This is a genomic window from Microcoleus sp. FACHB-68 (genome assembly GCF_014695715.1).
In the GTDB taxonomy this organism is placed as follows: Bacteria; Cyanobacteriota; Cyanobacteriia; order Cyanobacteriales; family Oscillatoriaceae; genus FACHB-68.
In genome coordinates this window covers 695,658-712,967 of record NZ_JACJOT010000006.1, presented here as the reverse complement: position 1 = coordinate 712,967, position 17,310 = coordinate 695,658, and the positions used below count along the sequence as shown (strand labels likewise).

14 protein-coding genes are annotated in these 17,310 nt (G+C 49.3%); 6 read left to right on the top strand and 8 right to left on the bottom strand.

Annotated elements, in window-relative coordinates:
• Positions 1 to 6: 6 nt before the first annotated feature.
• From H6F73_RS07480 to H6F73_RS07460, 5 genes are all read right to left on the bottom strand, one after another.
• Complete coding sequence (locus H6F73_RS07480) at positions 7 to 945, bottom strand: DNA-formamidopyrimidine glycosylase (protein WP_190758131.1); 939 nt, start codon at positions 943 to 945, stop codon at positions 7 to 9.
• 3 nt (positions 946 to 948) lie between these two features.
• Entirely contained in the window at positions 949 to 1,320 is a 372-nt protein-coding gene (locus tag H6F73_RS07475; protein WP_190758130.1) for a photosystem I reaction center subunit IV, read from the bottom strand.
• 168 nt (positions 1,321 to 1,488) lie between these two features.
• Complete coding sequence (locus H6F73_RS07470; protein WP_190758129.1) at positions 1,489 to 2,130, bottom strand: DUF6391 domain-containing protein; 642 nt, start codon at positions 2,128 to 2,130, stop codon at positions 1,489 to 1,491.
• Positions 2,131 to 2,258: 128 nt separating this feature from the next.
• Positions 2,259 to 3,005 (bottom strand): MORN motif-containing protein, encoded by a 747-nt coding sequence (locus H6F73_RS07465; RefSeq protein WP_190758128.1) that lies wholly within the window; start codon positions 3,003 to 3,005, stop codon positions 2,259 to 2,261.
• 729 nt (positions 3,006 to 3,734) lie between these two features.
• Positions 3,735 to 5,060 carry a hypothetical protein gene (locus H6F73_RS07460; protein WP_190758127.1) on the bottom strand — a complete coding sequence of 442 codons (1,326 nt, stop codon included), beginning with the start codon at positions 5,058 to 5,060 and terminating at the stop codon, positions 3,735 to 3,737.
• Between the two features lie 218 nt (positions 5,061 to 5,278).
• Here H6F73_RS07460 and gpmI point away from each other — a divergent pair, with 218 nt between their 5' ends.
• The 4 genes from gpmI (at position 5,279) to rpoD (ending at position 11,167) form a co-directional block, all read left to right on the top strand.
• Positions 5,279 to 6,877 (top strand): 2,3-bisphosphoglycerate-independent phosphoglycerate mutase, encoded by a 1,599-nt coding sequence (gene gpmI / locus H6F73_RS07455; protein ID WP_190758126.1) that lies wholly within the window; start codon positions 5,279 to 5,281, stop codon positions 6,875 to 6,877.
• Positions 6,878 to 6,971: 94 nt separating this feature from the next.
• Complete coding sequence (gene secG, locus H6F73_RS07450; RefSeq protein WP_190671288.1) at positions 6,972 to 7,205, top strand: preprotein translocase subunit SecG; 234 nt, start codon at positions 6,972 to 6,974, stop codon at positions 7,203 to 7,205.
• A gap of 95 nt (positions 7,206 to 7,300) precedes the next feature.
• Positions 7,301 to 8,071 (top strand): peptidase, encoded by a 771-nt coding sequence (locus H6F73_RS07445; RefSeq protein WP_242072361.1) that lies wholly within the window; start codon positions 7,301 to 7,303, stop codon positions 8,069 to 8,071.
• A gap of 1,920 nt (positions 8,072 to 9,991) precedes the next feature.
• Positions 9,992 to 11,167, top strand: coding sequence for an RNA polymerase sigma factor RpoD (gene rpoD, locus H6F73_RS07440; RefSeq protein WP_190758125.1), 1,176 nt, complete (start codon positions 9,992 to 9,994; stop codon positions 11,165 to 11,167).
• 213 nt (positions 11,168 to 11,380) lie between these two features.
• On the opposite strand, the gene H6F73_RS07435 is transcribed toward rpoD, so the two are convergent.
• On the bottom strand, positions 11,381 to 11,533 hold the full coding sequence (locus H6F73_RS07435) for a chlorophyll a/b-binding protein (RefSeq protein ID WP_190758124.1): 153 nt from the start codon (positions 11,531 to 11,533) through the stop codon (positions 11,381 to 11,383).
• A 141-nt stretch (positions 11,534 to 11,674) separates the two neighbouring features.
• Positions 11,675 to 12,868, bottom strand: coding sequence for an ATP-binding cassette domain-containing protein (locus tag H6F73_RS07430; RefSeq protein WP_190758123.1), 1,194 nt, complete (start codon positions 12,866 to 12,868; stop codon positions 11,675 to 11,677).
• A gap of 288 nt (positions 12,869 to 13,156) precedes the next feature.
• Here H6F73_RS07430 and H6F73_RS07425 point away from each other — a divergent pair, with 288 nt between their 5' ends.
• Positions 13,157 to 13,573, top strand: coding sequence for an extracellular solute-binding protein (locus H6F73_RS07425; RefSeq protein WP_347239502.1), 417 nt, complete (start codon positions 13,157 to 13,159; stop codon positions 13,571 to 13,573).
• A gap of 460 nt (positions 13,574 to 14,033) precedes the next feature.
• Here H6F73_RS07425 and H6F73_RS07420 read toward each other — a convergent pair whose 3' ends face one another.
• Positions 14,034 to 16,616: a DNA topoisomerase (ATP-hydrolyzing) gene (locus tag H6F73_RS07420; protein WP_190758122.1), complete on the bottom strand. Its 2,583-nt coding sequence runs from the start codon at positions 16,614 to 16,616 to the stop codon at positions 14,034 to 14,036.
• 497 nt (positions 16,617 to 17,113) lie between these two features.
• On the opposite strand from H6F73_RS07420, the gene H6F73_RS07415 reads away from it, so the two are divergent.
• Positions 17,114 to 17,308, top strand: coding sequence for a hypothetical protein (locus tag H6F73_RS07415; RefSeq protein ID WP_190758121.1), 195 nt, complete (start codon positions 17,114 to 17,116; stop codon positions 17,306 to 17,308).
• Positions 17,309 to 17,310: the final 2 nt, after the last annotated feature.

The following is a 17,310-nucleotide window of genomic DNA, read 5'->3' as shown; positions in this document are numbered from 1 at the left end:
CCCCTCTCACTCCTGACACTGAGGGCAAAAGTGCGAGGATCGACCGGCTAATTTAAGTCGCTCCAGGGGGGTGCTACAGACGCGACAAGGCTGACCGGCACGATTGTAAACCCAGGCAACACCGGCATAGTTTCCGTTAATGCCTTGGACGTTGAGAAAGTTACTGAAGGTTGTGCCGCCGGCTGCGATCGCTGCTTGCAAAACTTGAATGACAGCATTGTGTAAGCGTTCTATCTGCTGCCGGTTCAAATTTGCACATAAAGTTTCTGGACGGATGCCGGCTTTAAATAAGGCTTCATCGGCATAGATGTTACCCACACCGGCAACGATGGACTGATCAAGCAAGGCGGTTTTAATGGGGCGCTGGCGTCGTTCTAGCTTGCTGACAAAATATTCCAAGTCAAACTCAGCAGAAAAGGGTTCGGCACCGAGTAGCTTCAGGCCGGTGATAATTTCTTGGGGATTGGATAGGGGGGGCACCCACCACAATTGGCCAAAGGTGCGCTGATCCACAAAGCGCAATTCTCGGTTGCCGGCGAAAAATAGGCGGACGCGGGTGTGTTTTTGTAAAGGGGTGTCTTGATCAAGCCACAATAACTGGCCGGTCATCCGCAGGTGAACCCCTAGCCAGCCGGCTTTTTGAGTGCTGAGTGCTAAGTGCTGAGTGCTGAGTTTTAGTGAGGAAGAGGGGGAGTGCCCAGTGCCCAGTGCCCCTTGCCCCTTGCCCCTTGCCCCCTGCAAATCATCTAGTTCAGCAAGCAAATATTTACCCCGCCGGTGCCACTGGGCGAGGCTTCTCCCTTTCAGGCCGGTTAAAAAATCCTCAACAAAAAGAGGATGGGCGATGGTGCGATCAAGCAACACATCCCCACCCAATATTTCTTGGCCCAGGGTCAATTGATTTAGACCCTGGCGCACGGTTTCTACTTCAGGCAGTTCAGGCACAACTTAGCGGGAGTCAGTCCCTTGATTGGGGCTGCCTTCTACAACAGCGCTGCCTTCGCCCGATTCGGCTTTAGCAGTTGGCTTCGCTCCTGATTTGACGCCCATGCCCGTCTTGCGGGTAGCTTCATCAACAGGAGTTTGCTTGGTGCGTCCGGTTGCCTCTCCGCCTTTGGCCTTGCCTTTAGGCGCTGCAACCTCGACAACTTCGTTGGTTGCGAAGTTGTTCGTATTGACGCCGGCATAGTTGGGGTTGTTGAAACGAACGATGACCGAGTACTTGATGCCGCTTTGGTCAATAGAAGCGACCGTGCCCGTGTCTTGGAACCAAAAGGACTCTTTACGGAGAATGCGAACTGTCGAGCCGCGTTGAACCATGAGTTTTTCTCCCTTTGTGATTGATATTTAAAGCACACAGCTAATTGCTTTTCAGCGTACTATTCCTGATAGACCCTTGGTTCACTCAATTCTTTAAGTTTTATTGCTATTTAGGGGGAAGCGTGGCTAGAACTTCCCTTTGTTATGGGTTTTCTGCCTCTGGCGCTCTCATTCGTTCCAACGCACACGAACAAAATGGGCTGAACGTCCCCACAGATCGCGGGTGATCGTAATGTCATCAATGACCAGATTGAAAGGAATGGCAGTGGTTACATATCGCTGGGCGACACTTCCCACATCTGGAGCCAACTGGGAGGCTGTTGTGGCTGCGATGCCCAAGCCTATGAGTTGCTCAATTGGCCCTCGTGGCAACAGCAAATGGATGCCAACAGCAAGGCCGGCTGTCAGAAGCATTCCCACTGATAAATTCGTGCCGCAGCGCGGATGCACTGCCAGATCCCACTCGCCGGTGGTGATGCGCTGTAAGGCTCTTCGCACAGCCCGCTGAAGCGTAGCCGTACTGACATTGCCATACAGGTAAAATCCTGAGTCGGTGGACATCCCGCCCAACCCCTCATTATCGGCGGGTGATGCCGAAGCAATTCTGGTGGGTGCCGGTGAAGCGGGAGATTGACTCAACACCCAAACGGTGGCGTGTTCCAAGGCATGAACCTGCCGCAGCATTAAAAGTTCTTTTAACCCTGGAACAAACGCCAATTGCTTGAGTAAATCAGAATCTTGGGTGGGTTGAGGGACAAAATCAAAGGGAGACTGGCCCATCTGCGAAGAAGCAGAAGCGGCAGTTGTCATAGCAGCAAGCCTCCAAAACCTAATTCAGTAAAAGAAATCTCCCTCAACTTTAGCGCTGACAACTCGGAGCCGGTGCTAATTTTGAGGCGAGATTTTGTGTTTACCTGCAGTAGTGGCCAGTATCCTTATCATTGAGGTTTTTTCGGATCAACCGGCTGACCGTCGCGGAACACTCCCTGGTAGCGCTGACCGTTACTCTGTACGAATATCCCTCTTCCATGAGGTACTCCTCCTCGTAATTCTCCTTCATAACGAGACCGATTTGGGTAGCTGCAACTCCCTTTACCATCGAGCTTGTTATTGTAAAACTGTCCTTCGCAGCGGGTGCCATTTGTGCGGATGAAGACCCCTGCGCCAAAAATAGAGCCGGCGAAGAATTCTCCCTCGTAACGATCTCCATTAGCAAAGATGAACCGACCTCGACCTGCGGGTTGGCTGCTAATATTTTTGGTGTCAACTTCTTGAACAAGTTCAAACGGCCCTTCGTAGCGATCTCCATTTTTAAAGATGGATCTGCCGTTTACGATATTACCATTGCGGAACTCTCCCTCCACCCGGTCATCACTAGCGAAGATGAAGATCCCTTGACCATTGGGCCGGCCATTGCGGAACAATCCTTCATAGCGATCTCCCGCCGCGTATACATAGATCCCCCTGCCATTGGGTAAACCATTCGCGAAGCCCCCTACATAATTGTCACCATTGCTGTAATTGCATTTCACTGGGCCGGCGGCGGGGTTACCTTTGCAGGATGGCGGGTCGTACTCTTCTTGTCCTTGTGCTACAGATGGGAAGGGATGAGTGACATAACTGGTCATATCCAGGAGAAATGCCACTACTATAATCATCCCAAGTTTTTTCATTAATTTAGGCATGGGTCACGTTCTCCAATCAGTTATTAGTTGTTGTTAGGTGCGTGAGGGCGAAAACCAGCATGATTACTTCTTAAAATTTAATTTTCAATGTTTATTTTTGGCGAGCTAGTTAGGATAATTCAACATTAGGGTTCCCACACTAGAGCGCAATCTCCCACTACCCTGAACAAAGCGATTCAAAGGCCACAAATTGATCCTTACCGCTAATTACAGGATTGCCCAGCTCACCAAGCATATTATCAAGGGCGAGCTAAGATTGCCCAGTCTGTCGATAACAGGCAAATCCGTTTAGTTTGCCTCGATCCAAGGAAAAACAGAGAATGTCACGACCATCGGCACGATTATCGAGTTGGTGGACGATAGCATTCAGGCTATTGAGTATTGGAAGTGCGATGAGACACTGAGTGTAAACGTTGTAGAGAGATACCCTGATGAGCCTGCCGGCCGGAAGTAAATATCAAATAGCGACCGTCGTAAGAAAACTGAGGTTCTCGATCTCCATTGAGGCTGTTGAGAGTGGCTCTGAAACCATGAGTGGGCGAAATCTGTGAAAGCGAGTTCGCCACATCCACTCAAGATCGTTAACAGAGAGATAGCCACAACTTTCAGAGGCATCTGTAGGCAGATCCCTGGTGTTGATGACATCGGCACCAGCCTACAGATGCATGAATCGAGCAATTTAAGCAAGAGCGTACTGAGTAGCAAAGTGGAAAAATTAACAGCTATGTGCTAAGAGGTTGCTCCTGGTGCCTGTGCCGGCGCGACGGGTTTTTCCCCAATCGATTTAGCAACCTCTATGCCCTTCTCCTCTAGAATCACGATCGGCTCTGCACCTTCATTCATTTCTACCCGTTTAACCAGTACCTGGCCATTAGAAAGCCGTTGCCCAACTTTGACATATCGACTCGCGGCTTCATCGGGTGCTTTCACAATAATCTGAGTCTCTCTACCCACTTGGACGACGCCAGTGACTTCCACCGCTCTCGCGATGTCTGGTTGCGGCGGGGGTGGGGCTGCCGGCGCTGTCGGCGCTGCGGGTTCAGGGGGAGTTGGGGGAAGTTGAGGGCCAATTGCCACCGGCAACTCTGGTAGAGATGGTACTCCTCTGCTAGCTGCGGGAGGCAGTTGAGGGACTGAAGCCTCTTTAGGTTTTGGAGGGAGTTTGGGTCCAATTGCCACCGGCAACTCTGGCAGCGACGGCACTTGTTGGGTTGATGTAGAAGGCACTTTAGGAATTGAAGGCGGTTTTGGCTTGTTGGCCACTGGGCTTTGGCGACCGTTTTGCGGGGAATTCGCTGGGCTTTGGCGACCGTTTTGCGGGGAATTCGCTGGGCTTTGGCGACCGTTTTGCGGGGAATTCGCTGGGCTTTGGCGACCGTTCTGCGGAGGAAGTTGAGGGCCAATTGCCACTGGCAACTCTGGCAGCGAAGGCACTCCTCTGCCGCCACCCTGAGCAAGAGATTGAGAGCCGGGGCGGCGATTTTGCGGGGGAAGTTGAGGGCCAATTGCCACTGGCAACTCTGGCAGCGAAGGCACTCCTCTGCTTTGCGTGCTGGGAATTGGAAGGGTCGTTTTATTGTTGTTATTGTTGTTATTAACAATGGGAACTTTAGGGCCAATAGCTACCGGCAAATCTGGCAGGGCCGCGACTGATTGCGGTTCTAAAGTTGGCAGCTTGGGTAGCGCCGGCACGTTTTGCCCACCGGCTACGGCAGTTTTTGGCGGCGTCAGCGGCTGAACTGCAATACCGGCAAAGGGGTTTGTCCGCCCTGTCTGCACCTGCTTCGTCCGTTGTTCTGCGGAGGTAGACGGTGTGATGCCGGGTGGTGGGCCAACAACGGGTGATTTTTCCGCTACAGGCGGCTTGGTGGTTGCCGGTGCTTGAGCCGTGGGGGCTGGAGACTGCCCTGGAGTTGCTGCTGGGGTCGTTGCTGCTGGGGTGGCAGCCGGTGATGGCGAAGGAGTCGTGCTGCTTTGATTTTCTCCAGGTTGCCCGCACCCACTCAGCAAAAGTACAAGGATTCCTAGAGACACCCTCATTGATGGTCTACGCATAATGGCCCATCCACAAAAGCTTTAAATTTACGAGAGCTTATATAGCATAAGATGCTATCATTATAAGTTGATTTACTTCTATTGATAGAGAATTTAAAACAACGATATTGATAAATATTTTAGGATTTTTGTAAGAGTTTATTCCATAAGAGAGGTTAAGAAAGTAAAGGTCAATGATATGATGAGGTCGAAATTGCTGAACTAAACGGTGACTGATTATGGCCCAAGCACCTGTATGTCCGGTGGTGCTAGTCATTTTAGACGGTTGGGGCTACCGTGAGGAGACTGACGGTAATGCGATTGCCCTAGCCAACACACCCGTGATGGACAGCCTCTGGGCAGCCTATCCGAAAACGTTAATCCGCACTTCCGGGAAAGCCGTAGGCTTGCCAGAAGGCCAAATGGGCAATTCCGAAGTGGGTCACATGAATATTGGTGCCGGTCGGGTTGTCAAGCAAGAATTGATGCGGATTTCTGATGCGGTTGAAGATGGCTCGTTGCTGAGGAATCCAGCCCTATTAAAAGTTTGCCAAGAAGTGCGGGAATCGGGCGGCAAGCTGCATTTGGTGGGTCTTTGCTCAGAAGGAGGTGTGCACTCCCATATCTCCCATCTGTTTGGACTGTTAAAGCTAGCAAAGGCTCAGGGCATTTCAGAGGTTTGCATCCACGCGATCACAGACGGTCGGGATACTTCGCCAACAGAGGGAATGCAAGCGATCGGGCAAATTCAAGATGCGATTGAGCGTATTGGAATTGGGCAGATCGTCACCCTTAGTGGCCGGTACTACAGTATGGATCGCGACCACCGCTGGGATCGCAACAAGCGCGCCTATGATGTGATGACTCAGGATGGCCCTGGAGATGGCCGTTCAGCTTTAGAGGTCTTGCAAGCTTCTTATAACGAGGGAATCACAGACGAGTTCATTGCGCCGGTTCGCATTGCACCGGGAGCAGTGGAAGCCAAAGATGGGATGATTTTCTATAACTTCCGCCCAGACAGGTCGCGGCAGCTTACCCACGCCTTTGTCAGCGAGAATTTTAACGGGTTTGAACGCGAACTCATTCGTCCCTTGTCGTTTGTGACCTTCACTCAATACGATTCGGAACTGCCGGTGTTGGTCGCCTTCGAGCCGCAAAACCTGACTAAAATTTTGGGAGAAGTGATCGCCGAAAACGGTCTACGGCAGCTTCGCACTGCAGAAACCGAGAAGTACGCCCATGTGACGTATTTCTTTAATGGGGGTCTGGAAGAGCCGTTTGAGGGTGAGGATCGAGAGTTAGTGCAAAGTCCGATGGTGGCCACCTATGACCAAGCACCGGCAATGTCAGCGGAGGCTGTAACGGATGTGGCCAGCGCGGCCATTAAAAAAGGTATGTACTCGCTGGTGGTGATCAACTACGCTAACCCGGATATGGTGGGGCATACCGGCCAAATAGAACCCACGGTCAAAGCCCTTGAAACGGTTGACAAGTGCCTCGGTCGCTTGCTGAGCAGTATCATTGGTGCCGGCGGCACTGCCATCATCATTGCTGATCACGGCAACGCTGAATGTATGCGAGATGAAGCAGGAAACCCCTGGACAGCTCACACCACGAATCCGGTGCCCTTTATCTTAGTAGAAGGGGAGGGGTTGAAAATTCCAGGGCATGGAACCGAAGTTTCTCTGCGAAGCGATGGCTGCTTAGCGGATATTGCCCCCACGATTTTAGAAATTTTGAAACTGCCTCAACCCTCGGAAATGACTGGCCGATCTATGATAGAGCCAGTAGAATTTGAATCCCGCGCAAATCGCACGCCGGTGCGGATTCGTCTATAAGATGGAAATCGGTAAATGAGTCATAAGTCATTCATCCTGAGTTGCTCATGACTCATTACCGATGAGCCATTACTGATTAATAACTGACAACACCATGACCATTGTTAGCTTTTTGCAGATTATCTGGGCCTTGTCCGCACTTGGCTTGATTGTATTTGTGTTGCTGCACAGCCCCAAAGGTGATGGCATCGGGGGCATTGGCGGACAAGCCCAACTTTTCACAAGCGCCAAGAGTGCCGAAACCTCACTAAATCGCATTACTTGGGGTCTCAGTATCATTTTTATGGGCTTAACGGTGATTTTGAGCGCCGGGTGGCTGGGCAAATAAGTCAGCTGAAAGACATTTTTTTGTCCCTTGTCTCCCGTAACAGGCAAAGGACAAGACTGGTATTTCTGGCCACCAGCACAGTTTGGCTCGTTATCTTGATTAATATCACTCTCTCAGCTGCCGCCCCCACCGGCAGCTGTTATGGTGTTTTAGCACAAGAAACAGCGATCGGGGCGCAGCAATGGCACCCACAGGCCGGCCATACAAATCGGATTTTGAGCTTAGAAGAGACAACATCCCCACCGACAGCCTTACCGCCCCTACAGGCGCACCCCCTGCCCCCCTCGCTTGCCCAGTGGCAAGATCCGACTGGCAGCGGCGATTATTTCTCCGAGGTGAAATCGCTGCCAGTTGGCTATCTCATCTGGTCCCTATTTCCAGTTAAAGTTTTTATCGAGGCAGCCGGTTCTCCCTCATCCCAGCAATGGGCCAGCGTTGTCTTGCAAGCGGTGCGGGAATGGAGCTTATATTTACCCTTAGACATCGTCAAAGACTCAGAAACGGCAGATATTGCGATTTGGCACCGGCGTCCACCCTTGCGAATGTCTCCTGATGGCAACCTAACTCGCGCTCGTTCGGCTGAAACCCGCTATGAGTTTTACATCAGCCAGGAAGCCGACTCACCGGCAATGCTGTCCCACCGCTTCACAATCTTATTAAGTCCTAACCAGGCCGGCCCTTACATCCAAGCAGCCGCCCGTCACGAACTTGGCCATGCTTTGGGAATCTGGGGCCACAGCCCTCTGGAAACCGACACGCTCTATTTTTCTCAAGTTCGCAACCCACCCCCCATTTCCGCTAGAGACATCAACACGCTTAAGCGGATTTATGAGCAACCCACTCGCTTGGGATGGCCAGTGAATTAATATTTCTCTTGATTTGAAGGGATATATACTCCTAGCAAAACAAAAAGTGAAAAAAAGTCAGCAAGAAAAAAGCGCACTCTGTAACTAATTAACGTGTGATTAGCATAAAAAGTCGCAAGGAAAAAACAAGACTCATTTGCTTTTTTTAAAATTTCTGTGTAGATTTGGAAGCCAATTAAGTATTTACCGATCTTCGCGCTACAATATCTTTCTTATATCCCGATTAGTACAGCACCGGCAGGCTGCTTACAGTCTCAGTTCTTAAAGTTCGCTTAGCGTTTTTGTTACCTTGGTAAGATATCTGAGGCGTCTCAGCAGTCGGGGGCAGTTTATTTTAGAAAGAATGGGTAATATAAGTAATAGCGCAGAGGCGACGTTCTTCTCTTAGCCTGTAAGGGGCTGTTTGCCCTACCTAATTAGCAATAGAAGTGTGCTGCCGGTCAGAAAAACCTGATAACCCCCGATTTGTGCTGGGAGTGACACCTGATAAGACTCTTTTATTTTTCGCCGGTTACAGATTTCCCCCAAGCTTGTTTTGAAGGGGGTGTTCAACCTTCCTTTCCAAAGCCGGCACAGCGATTCAAGTCACCAAAGGTGCTGGATTCTCAGACAACCGGGTGCGGGAGAAGCACGCTCAACCGACTCTTTTTCAGGCAAAAACTCCGCGATTGGGATGAGAAATGTTAATTTCTGAAAGTTACCCACTGTCAACTCTCAAAAGGATTCATTAGAATAGCGGAAAGTAGTTGGCTTAAGTGTCCGGTTCAGTGAAACCGTCTCAATTAAAAATAGGGATGAGGATTTTAACGAACCAGAGCAAAAGACGCAAGGATTAAATAGGCGTCGGGGAATTGACCCCAAAAAGCCCTGTCTAGTGGGTACTTCAGAGACTTCCCCAGTTAAGGCTGCTAACAAGCGGTTGGGGTCGGACGCTTGAAAAGGAGACACCTTCACAGGGATGGATACAGTAAGTTAGCGGACATTGTGCCAGTTTCTCGCCTTCTCGGCTCCCAACAAACTGGCATCTTACCCACCCAAGCAAGATTGGATGAGGTATTTACGGGAAAGCACGATGAATTTTGTCAAAAATTTAAGTAGTATTTAACAGAATGCAAGACACGGCCTAAATGAGTTAAAAAGGGGTAGTGCCGGTGGGCAGTATGCTTCAAAACAGAAGTTGGCGAATTGAGACATCAACTGCGCTCTTGTGGCTAACACGCTGCCGGCACCAACGCTCCAACTCTCCCACACCAGAGTTTGGGTTGAGTTAATTTACTGAATGCTGTGACTGCGATGCTGCGCTTGTGGAGCGCATGAAGAGGCAATTGCAGAAAGCAGTTTGAAATTATCTACTGTAGATCCCAGCAAATCGGCTTGATTAAAGCGCAAAGTGCGTATGAAGTTCAAGGATACAGGGTAAATATGGGTGCATTAATGATTATCGGTTTCCTGATCAACTCAGATGGCAAAACCGAATTGCTTTTTTACCACTGACTTGCTAGTGGAATTAGAGCACAACGGTTGAGTGAGATTCTCATTTCAGAATCGCGCTTATCCAAATACCAAGCATCTTGCAGGCTTTTCAAGTGTTCATCTAAGATGACATGGTTGATGTAAACCAAGCTAGCTTGGCAGGACTCTTGGAAACTACAATTAAGCCAACAAAGTAGCGTGCTATTTTTGTGAAAAAGGCTACAATCGGAGAGGTCTGAGCAAGATCCAACCTTTACTTATCCCACACTCGCTATATGCCGACATATATGGTGGCGACGAAGGGGTTTATCTTCCAGTTAACTAGCCCGCAGTTGTTCAAGCCATTGAGCGCTTGTAAAAAGCTGTAACCGGCTATTTTGTATAGAGCTCTATCGAGCAAGCTATCCAGTTATTGATTGTTTCATGAAGGAGCATGAGGAACGCAGCATGACCCAGGCTAACAACGTACTTGCAACCCTTGATCAGCCTGAGCTGGAAAATTTTACCCAGCCTGAGATCGAGTTAGAAGATCTTTTAATTGAAGAAGCAGAAGATGACTTGCTTGGTGCCGACTCCGGCGACCAAGAAGCCTTTTTAGATGCTCAGTCTGATGATGAGGACGCGAAGTCTGGGAAGGCTCGCTCTGGCCGGCGGAAAGCCCAGGCTAAGAAAAAGCATTATACAGAAGACTCAATTCGCCTCTACCTGCAAGAAATCGGCAGAATTCGGCTGTTACGTGCTGACGAAGAAATTGAGCTAGCGCGTAAGATTGCCGATCTGCTTGAATTAGAGCGTGTACGCGAGAAACTCTACGATGATCTGGCTCGGATTCCCCATGATGCGGAATGGGCTGAAGCGGTGAAGATGCCATTGCAAGAGTTTCGTCGTCGCCTGCATTTAGGCCGGCGCGCGAAAGAGAAAATGGTGCAGTCTAACCTCCGGTTGGTGGTTTCGATTGCGAAAAAGTATATGAATCGAGGTCTGTCATTCCAAGACTTGATTCAAGAAGGCAGTCTGGGTTTGATCCGGGCGGCTGAGAAGTTTGACCATGAAAAAGGTTATAAATTCTCAACCTATGCGACTTGGTGGATTCGTCAGGCAATTACCCGTGCGATCGCTGATCAGTCGCGCACCATTCGTCTTCCTGTTCATCTTTACGAAACAATTTCTCGAATTAAGAAAACTACCAAATTACTTTCCCAAGAAATGGGCCGCAAGCCCACTGAAGAGGAAATCGCCACTCGCATGGAGATGACCATTGAGAAATTGCGGTTTATTGCCAAGTCCGCGCAGTTGCCGATTTCTCTAGAAACCCCTATCGGGAAAGAAGAAGACTCTCGCTTGGGAGATTTTATTGAATCTGACGGAGAAACCCCGGAAGATCAAGTTGCTAAAAATCTACTCCGGGAAGACCTTGAAAGTGTCCTCGACACCCTCAGCCCCCGTGAACGTGATGTTTTGCGTTTGCGCTATGGCTTGGATGATGGGCGCATGAAGACGTTGGAAGAAATCGGTCAAATATTCAACGTCACACGCGAACGGATTCGGCAAATCGAGGCCAAAGCATTGCGGAAGTTGCGCCATCCCAATCGCAATAGCATTCTCAAAGAATATATTCGCTAGTATCGCTAATGGCTAATCGCTGAATAATTAGCGATTAGCTATTAGTAAATTTTAAAAAAAACTGGGCGTTCCCTTTGGAATTCCCAGTTACTTTTTTTTGGAGATTGTAGAGGTTGAAAAACTGAGTGTTGGCTATACCGGCATTCTTAGTACCTACGATTTTTTCTCTTTACAAGAGATGAATCCAATTTGATATTAGAAGCTTTTGAAGAATTAGATTAAGCCCCAGAAGTGAAGCAAACCTTTTCCAGTCACTAATTCCAGAATCATTGCGCCGGCAAAGCCAATCATTGCCAGACGACCGTTCCAGTTCTCGGCACCGGGGGTGAAGCCAAAGCGCCAAGCGTTGCGATTTTCTTTTTGCATAAAGATGAATGACCTTTAGCTACATTTTTTTAAGTTGTGTAAATAAATGTAACAAAGAATCCCAGGCGGTGCAACAAGCAGCCGATTCTAATAACTCTGACAAGATTTCACCGCCACACAAGAAAAAGAGATTGTAAGCCGCTAAGGCAAAATCGCGATGCCTGTTTCCGGGTCGAATAAATGAATTTTGTCCGGTGCGATCGCTAGCCAAAGTTGCTCACCGGCACTTACAAGACGATCTGGCTCAATTCGCACCTGTAGCATTGAGGGATTGCCGGCATTCTCGACGGGACTGACATGAAGTTGCGTTTCCGCGCCGAGGGATTCCACCAGATCAACTTGAACTTGGATATTTTTCAGCGCCGGCAGACTAATGTTTAAGTGTTCTGGACGGATGCCTAAAATCAGTGATTGGCCACTGTACTTTTCCAGCGCCGGTGCCCAAGTGTCTGGGAGCGTGAGGCGGAACTGGTTTTGGTAGAGCAACAAGGGTGCTTGAAACTGCACCGGCAGAAAGTTCATCGGAGGTGAGCCAATGAAGCCGGCAACGAAGCGATTTACAGGCCGGTTGTAGAGTTCCAGAGGCTTTGCCACTTGCTGAATTTGGCCGGCATACATAACCGCAATGCGATCACCCATTGTCATCGCTTCAGTTTGATCGTGGGTGACATAAATCGTTGTTGTTCCGAGCTGGCGTTGTAGTTTGACGATTTGAGCGCGGGTTTCAGCGCGGAGTTTAGCGTCTAGGTTCGATAGGGGTTCATCCATCAAAAAGACTTGGGGGTTGCGGGCGATCGCTCGTCCAAGAGCAACTCGCTGCTTTTGCCCCCCAGATAGCTGTTTCGGCAGCCGGTCGAGGAGTGATTCAATTTGCAATAGCTGGGCAACCCTTGCCACCTGCGTGTCAACTGCTTTCTCTTGCGGTGACAGGTAACGCAGATTTTTTGGCAGTGATCGCGTCATGCCGGCGAACAATTTTTCAAATGAGTCATTTTCCCCATTGCCCAATTTTGTGCGCCGCAGCCCAAAGGCAATATTGTCATAAACTGTCATGTGGGGATAAAGGGCGTAGTTCTGAAACACCATCGCAATATCGCGTTCCTTGGGAGGCAATTCATTGACGAGGCGATCGCCGATTTGAATCTCGCCGCCGGTGATTTCTTCTAAACCCGCAATTAAGCGCAGCAGGGTACTTTTCCCGCAACCAGACGGCCCGACCAGCACCATAAATTGGCCATCTGGCACTTCTAAATTGATGTCCCGCAAGATGGACTTGTTTTCACCTTTGCGACCGGGAAAACTTTTGTAAATACTTTTGATAACAACTTTTGCCACGGCGGTCAATATCTACTACATCTGGAAAGTTGAGGGAGATCGGATCTGTTCACCCGATATTTCTAAAATATATGAGAAGTCACAAAATTAGGAAATTTAATAATGAGGGCAAGAAGGTTAGCCGATTTTGCGATCTCGATACTTGCGTTTATAACTTTAGCAGGCTGTAGGACGAAAGAGACAATCCCTGCTCAACAAGTTGTTACACTTGCCGGTTGGCAAAGCAATCTCAGCGAACAGCGGCTTCTCAAAAAGCTCATTCAGAAATTTGAATAAAAGCACCCCAATATCAAAGTTAAATATGAAGTTATTAACAGTGAGTATATGTCTGTCATTTACACCCGCTTAGCCGGAGGAACTGCACCGGATGTATTTTATTTAGAGGCATTTGAAGCCCCAAGATTAATGAAGGAGGGGGCGGGAGAATCTCTGAACGCTTATATAACAGCAGATTTTAATATTGCTGGTTTTGAGAAACGGTTACTCAGTGCTTTTAAACATGAGGGTAAAATTTTTGTGAATCACAAACATTTTTCTACTTTATATCTTTTCTATAATAAACAAGCTTTTAAAGAAACCGATATTTCCCAATTTCTTAAAATTTTAAATAACTTGATGAGATATTTCCAAAGATTGAAGGTTTATCAGAATAAATATGGCAAATTCTATCAGTATGGTTGTCAGCAAATGTATCTTCAGATATAAACTTTTATATCAAAGCTCAAAATCTATGTAATAAATCATAGTCGTAGTGTTGAAGGTATTGAATCTTGGCATAAAAAATGAATGAATGTTTTGAATAAATTACTCCTTTAAGTTTAGCTAAACTTGAGTAATTAAGGCAAATAATTAAAGAGATTTAGGATGAAGCGTTATATTTTCATTTACTTCTGAATTTATCTCGTCAGGAATTGTTAGAACGCTTTGAAAGGCAGTCTGGCTAAAAATATTTAAGATAAATTGAGCCAAAGTTCGAGAACCGTGCCAAGGCAGCTACCAAAATCTACAAAGCCCTAGAACGGCTGCAATTGCTTTGTCGTGTAGATTTCTCCTTCTGCTGGGCAGCATTCACCTACACCGGCTTCCCCTGATCACCAACAAAAAACCCGCTGGTGCGGGCTTTGTTCGTAATAACTTTAAATGTTAACCGGCAGCAAAATCATCTCTACCCCAACTCCTGGGAACACAGTGTCAGGGAAATTACCTTCTCCCCAGGATTGAGCAACGGCACCCGATCTCCGATACCATCTTTACCCCAGATCGCCACCTCAGCAATCGGCAACTTCACCAACCGATCCGCAGAAGTGTGTAACATCACAGAAGCATCCTTAGGTGCCGGCACGATTCCCGCCAAGGAATCACTCTTGGTGGTAAACTGCAACGCCTGAGTCCCAATTTCTCCCCGATTTGCCGGTCTCAATAAGTGTATCGGCAACCGCTTCGCAAACCCTAACTCAGTCACCAGCAACAAATCTTTATTCGTCCCCATTGTCGCACAACCAACCAACTGCTCCTGCTTCCGCAAGCGCAATGCCTGATAACCCTGCGCCGTGCGCCCCATCACCGGCAACTGCTCCTCATTCACCGCAAAGCGCAATAGCCGGCCTCCAGAAGTAGCCAAAACCACCTCCTCGTCGGCACCCGCCAGATCTGCGTACATGAGCAAATCGTCATCCTTCAACTTCATCACCGTCAGACCTCGACCTGTCATATTGGCCAACTCTAATAAGGGAATCCGCTTAATGCGGCCCTGCTGCGTTAGCATAATCAGCGTCATACTGTCAAGATAATCTGAGATAATAAATTGCGCCGCAATCGCTTCAGGATCGTTGTGGACAGACTGAGGCAGCAAAGTCACAAACGGCTTGCCCTTCGCGTCCCGACCCGTTGCCGGTGGAATGTCCCCAACCTTAATTGCAAAAGCCTTGCCGGTGCGAGTCAAGGCTAAAACATCCTGCCCTGTCTTAGCCAACTCAGTCTGAACCGAAAAGTCCTGATTACTCGGCACAGACTCCGCGCCCTTGCTCTTTTTACGACCGCGAGTAGGCTGCTGCAACGCCGCCACCGGCAGCCGGCGCACATATCCCCGGTGCGTGAATTCCAGAACCGTTTCTTCATCTGGGAAAGGAAGAGAGGGAACGGGGGACACAGGCAACGGCGGTGAGTCTGACTTATTTCTGCCTTTCTCTTTCGTTCCCGTGCCGGCTTTCTCCTCTGATGCTTTACCCTTCTGCCGCTGTGCCGGCTTATTTCCGTAAATCCGGGTGCGGCGCGGATCGCCATACTTCTTTTTCTGGGATCTCAAGTCTCTTTTCAGGGCTTTGAGCAGTTCCTGACGATCACCCAGCAACAGTTGCAACTCCTGCCGGCGCTGCGTGAGTTCCGCAAACTCTGTCTGCAAATTCTGCCGTTCCAAACCCGTCAGCCGGCGCAAAGGCATCGCCAAAATCGCATCTGCCTGCCGATCACTCAAATTCAGCTGATTCTGAAAAGCGATCTTGGCAGTCGTGCCATCTGGCGCATTTCTGAGAATGTCAATCACCGCATCGAGATTTCCCAACGCATTGAGCAAACCCTCAACAATGTGCAGCCGTTCCTCAGTCTTATTCAGTTCGTGACTATACCGGCGCGTCAGCGTCTGCTCTCGGAAATTCAAAAACTGCAGCAACAACTCCCGCAGCGTCAGCTGGCGGGGCTGACCCTCCACAATCGCTAGCAAAATCGCCCCAAAGGTAGACTGAAGCGCCGTTTGGTGGTACAGGTGATGCAGGATGTTTTGAGGCTCTACCTCTCGTTTGAGTTCAACGACTACACGCATCCCCTCACGATCGCTCTCATCGCGGATATCAGAAATGCCCTCAATTCGCCCCTGATTGACTAACTCTGCCATCTTTTCAATCCAAGCCGCTTTATTAACTTGGAATGGCAGTTCAGTCACCACAATTGCCATGCGCTTGTGCCGGCCTCGTCCTCCTTGAACCTCTTCAATTTGAGCAATGCCCCGGACAGAGATGCTGCCCTTGCCGGTGGTGTAAGCGGCTCGAATTCCCTCTGTCTCGACGATTTCGCCGCCGGTGGGGAAATCTGGCCCCGGAATCAGCTCAAACAGCTTCTCATCGGGCAAATCGGGCCGGTCAATTAAAGCAATTAAACCATCAACAATCTCTCCCAAGTTGTGGGGAGGAATATTGGTAGCCATCCCCACCGCAATCCCAGAGCAACCGTTGAGCAATAAGATCGGCAGTTGCGCCGGCAACACCACCGGCTCTTGCTGCGAGTTATCGAAGTTGCCAATGAAGTCAACCGTCGCCGCGTCAATTTCAGCCAGCATCGCCTCGTGGCTTACCGGCGCTAAGCGAGTTTCGGTGTATCGCATGGCTGCCGGTGGGTCATTGTCCACCGAACCAAAGTTGCCATGACCGGCTAGCAGCGGATAGCGCGTCGAAAACTCCTGCACCATCCGCACCAAGGCGTCGTAAACCGCCTGATCTCCGTGGGGATGATATTTCCCCAGCACATCCCCGACCACACGGGCGCACTTGCGGTAGGGCCGGTCTGGTGTCAGCCCCAACTCGTGCATAGCGTACAAAATTCGCCGGTGGACGGGTTTTAAGCCATCGCGAACGTCCGGCAGTGCCCGCCCGACGATCACACTCATGGCATATTCAAGATAGGACTGTTGCATCTCCGTGTGCAGGGCAGTGGAGATCACCTGTCCTGTCGAGAGCAAGTTCAACTGTTTGGCCATGAGTTCAGTTCCTTAATTCCCAACTTTTAACAGTGTCGTGCAATTTTAGCCATGTCATCTAGCGTAACGGAAGACTTGGTCTCGATCAGACTTCTGTGCCGGTGCTTGATGGTTTGTTATAGATTCTCTGGTGGGGGCGAAGGCACCGGCTGAGGTCGCTTTGAACATAGAAAATCACTGATCTCTCAAACGAAAGCACCTTCAACCACTTTATTCACGCCGGCTGACGGTAGCATCGCATCGCACCCCAGTCTTCACAAAAATTGTTTCTGTGGGAATTTAATCAATTAATGCCGGTTTGGGAAAATAGCTTGAGAAATACTTTTTTGATCGACTAACTTTCGATGGGTCTTTAAACCTAGACTATAAGAGTAGCTTGCCAAAATTTCTACCTGTGAAACACTTCTGGTGATTTTACGGGCCGGCTCTGCCTTCAGCCTTCTGGCTAGGTAGCACACAGACAAGACATACTGGTAGGGATAGGCGAGGAGGTACGGATGTCCTTTATTGTGTGCCCCTTAGCGCATGGCATTCAAACTCATAACTTTGTGGCTCAACCCCAAGTTTTTCGGACGAATGCTGTGCCCTGCGACCACGTTATGCTAACGGTGTCGGTCGCTTATAAACGGGGACATGACTGTTCTGTAGCTGGCGGCAACGCCCAGCTTTTCTCCAGTCCTAAACAAGTTTAGAT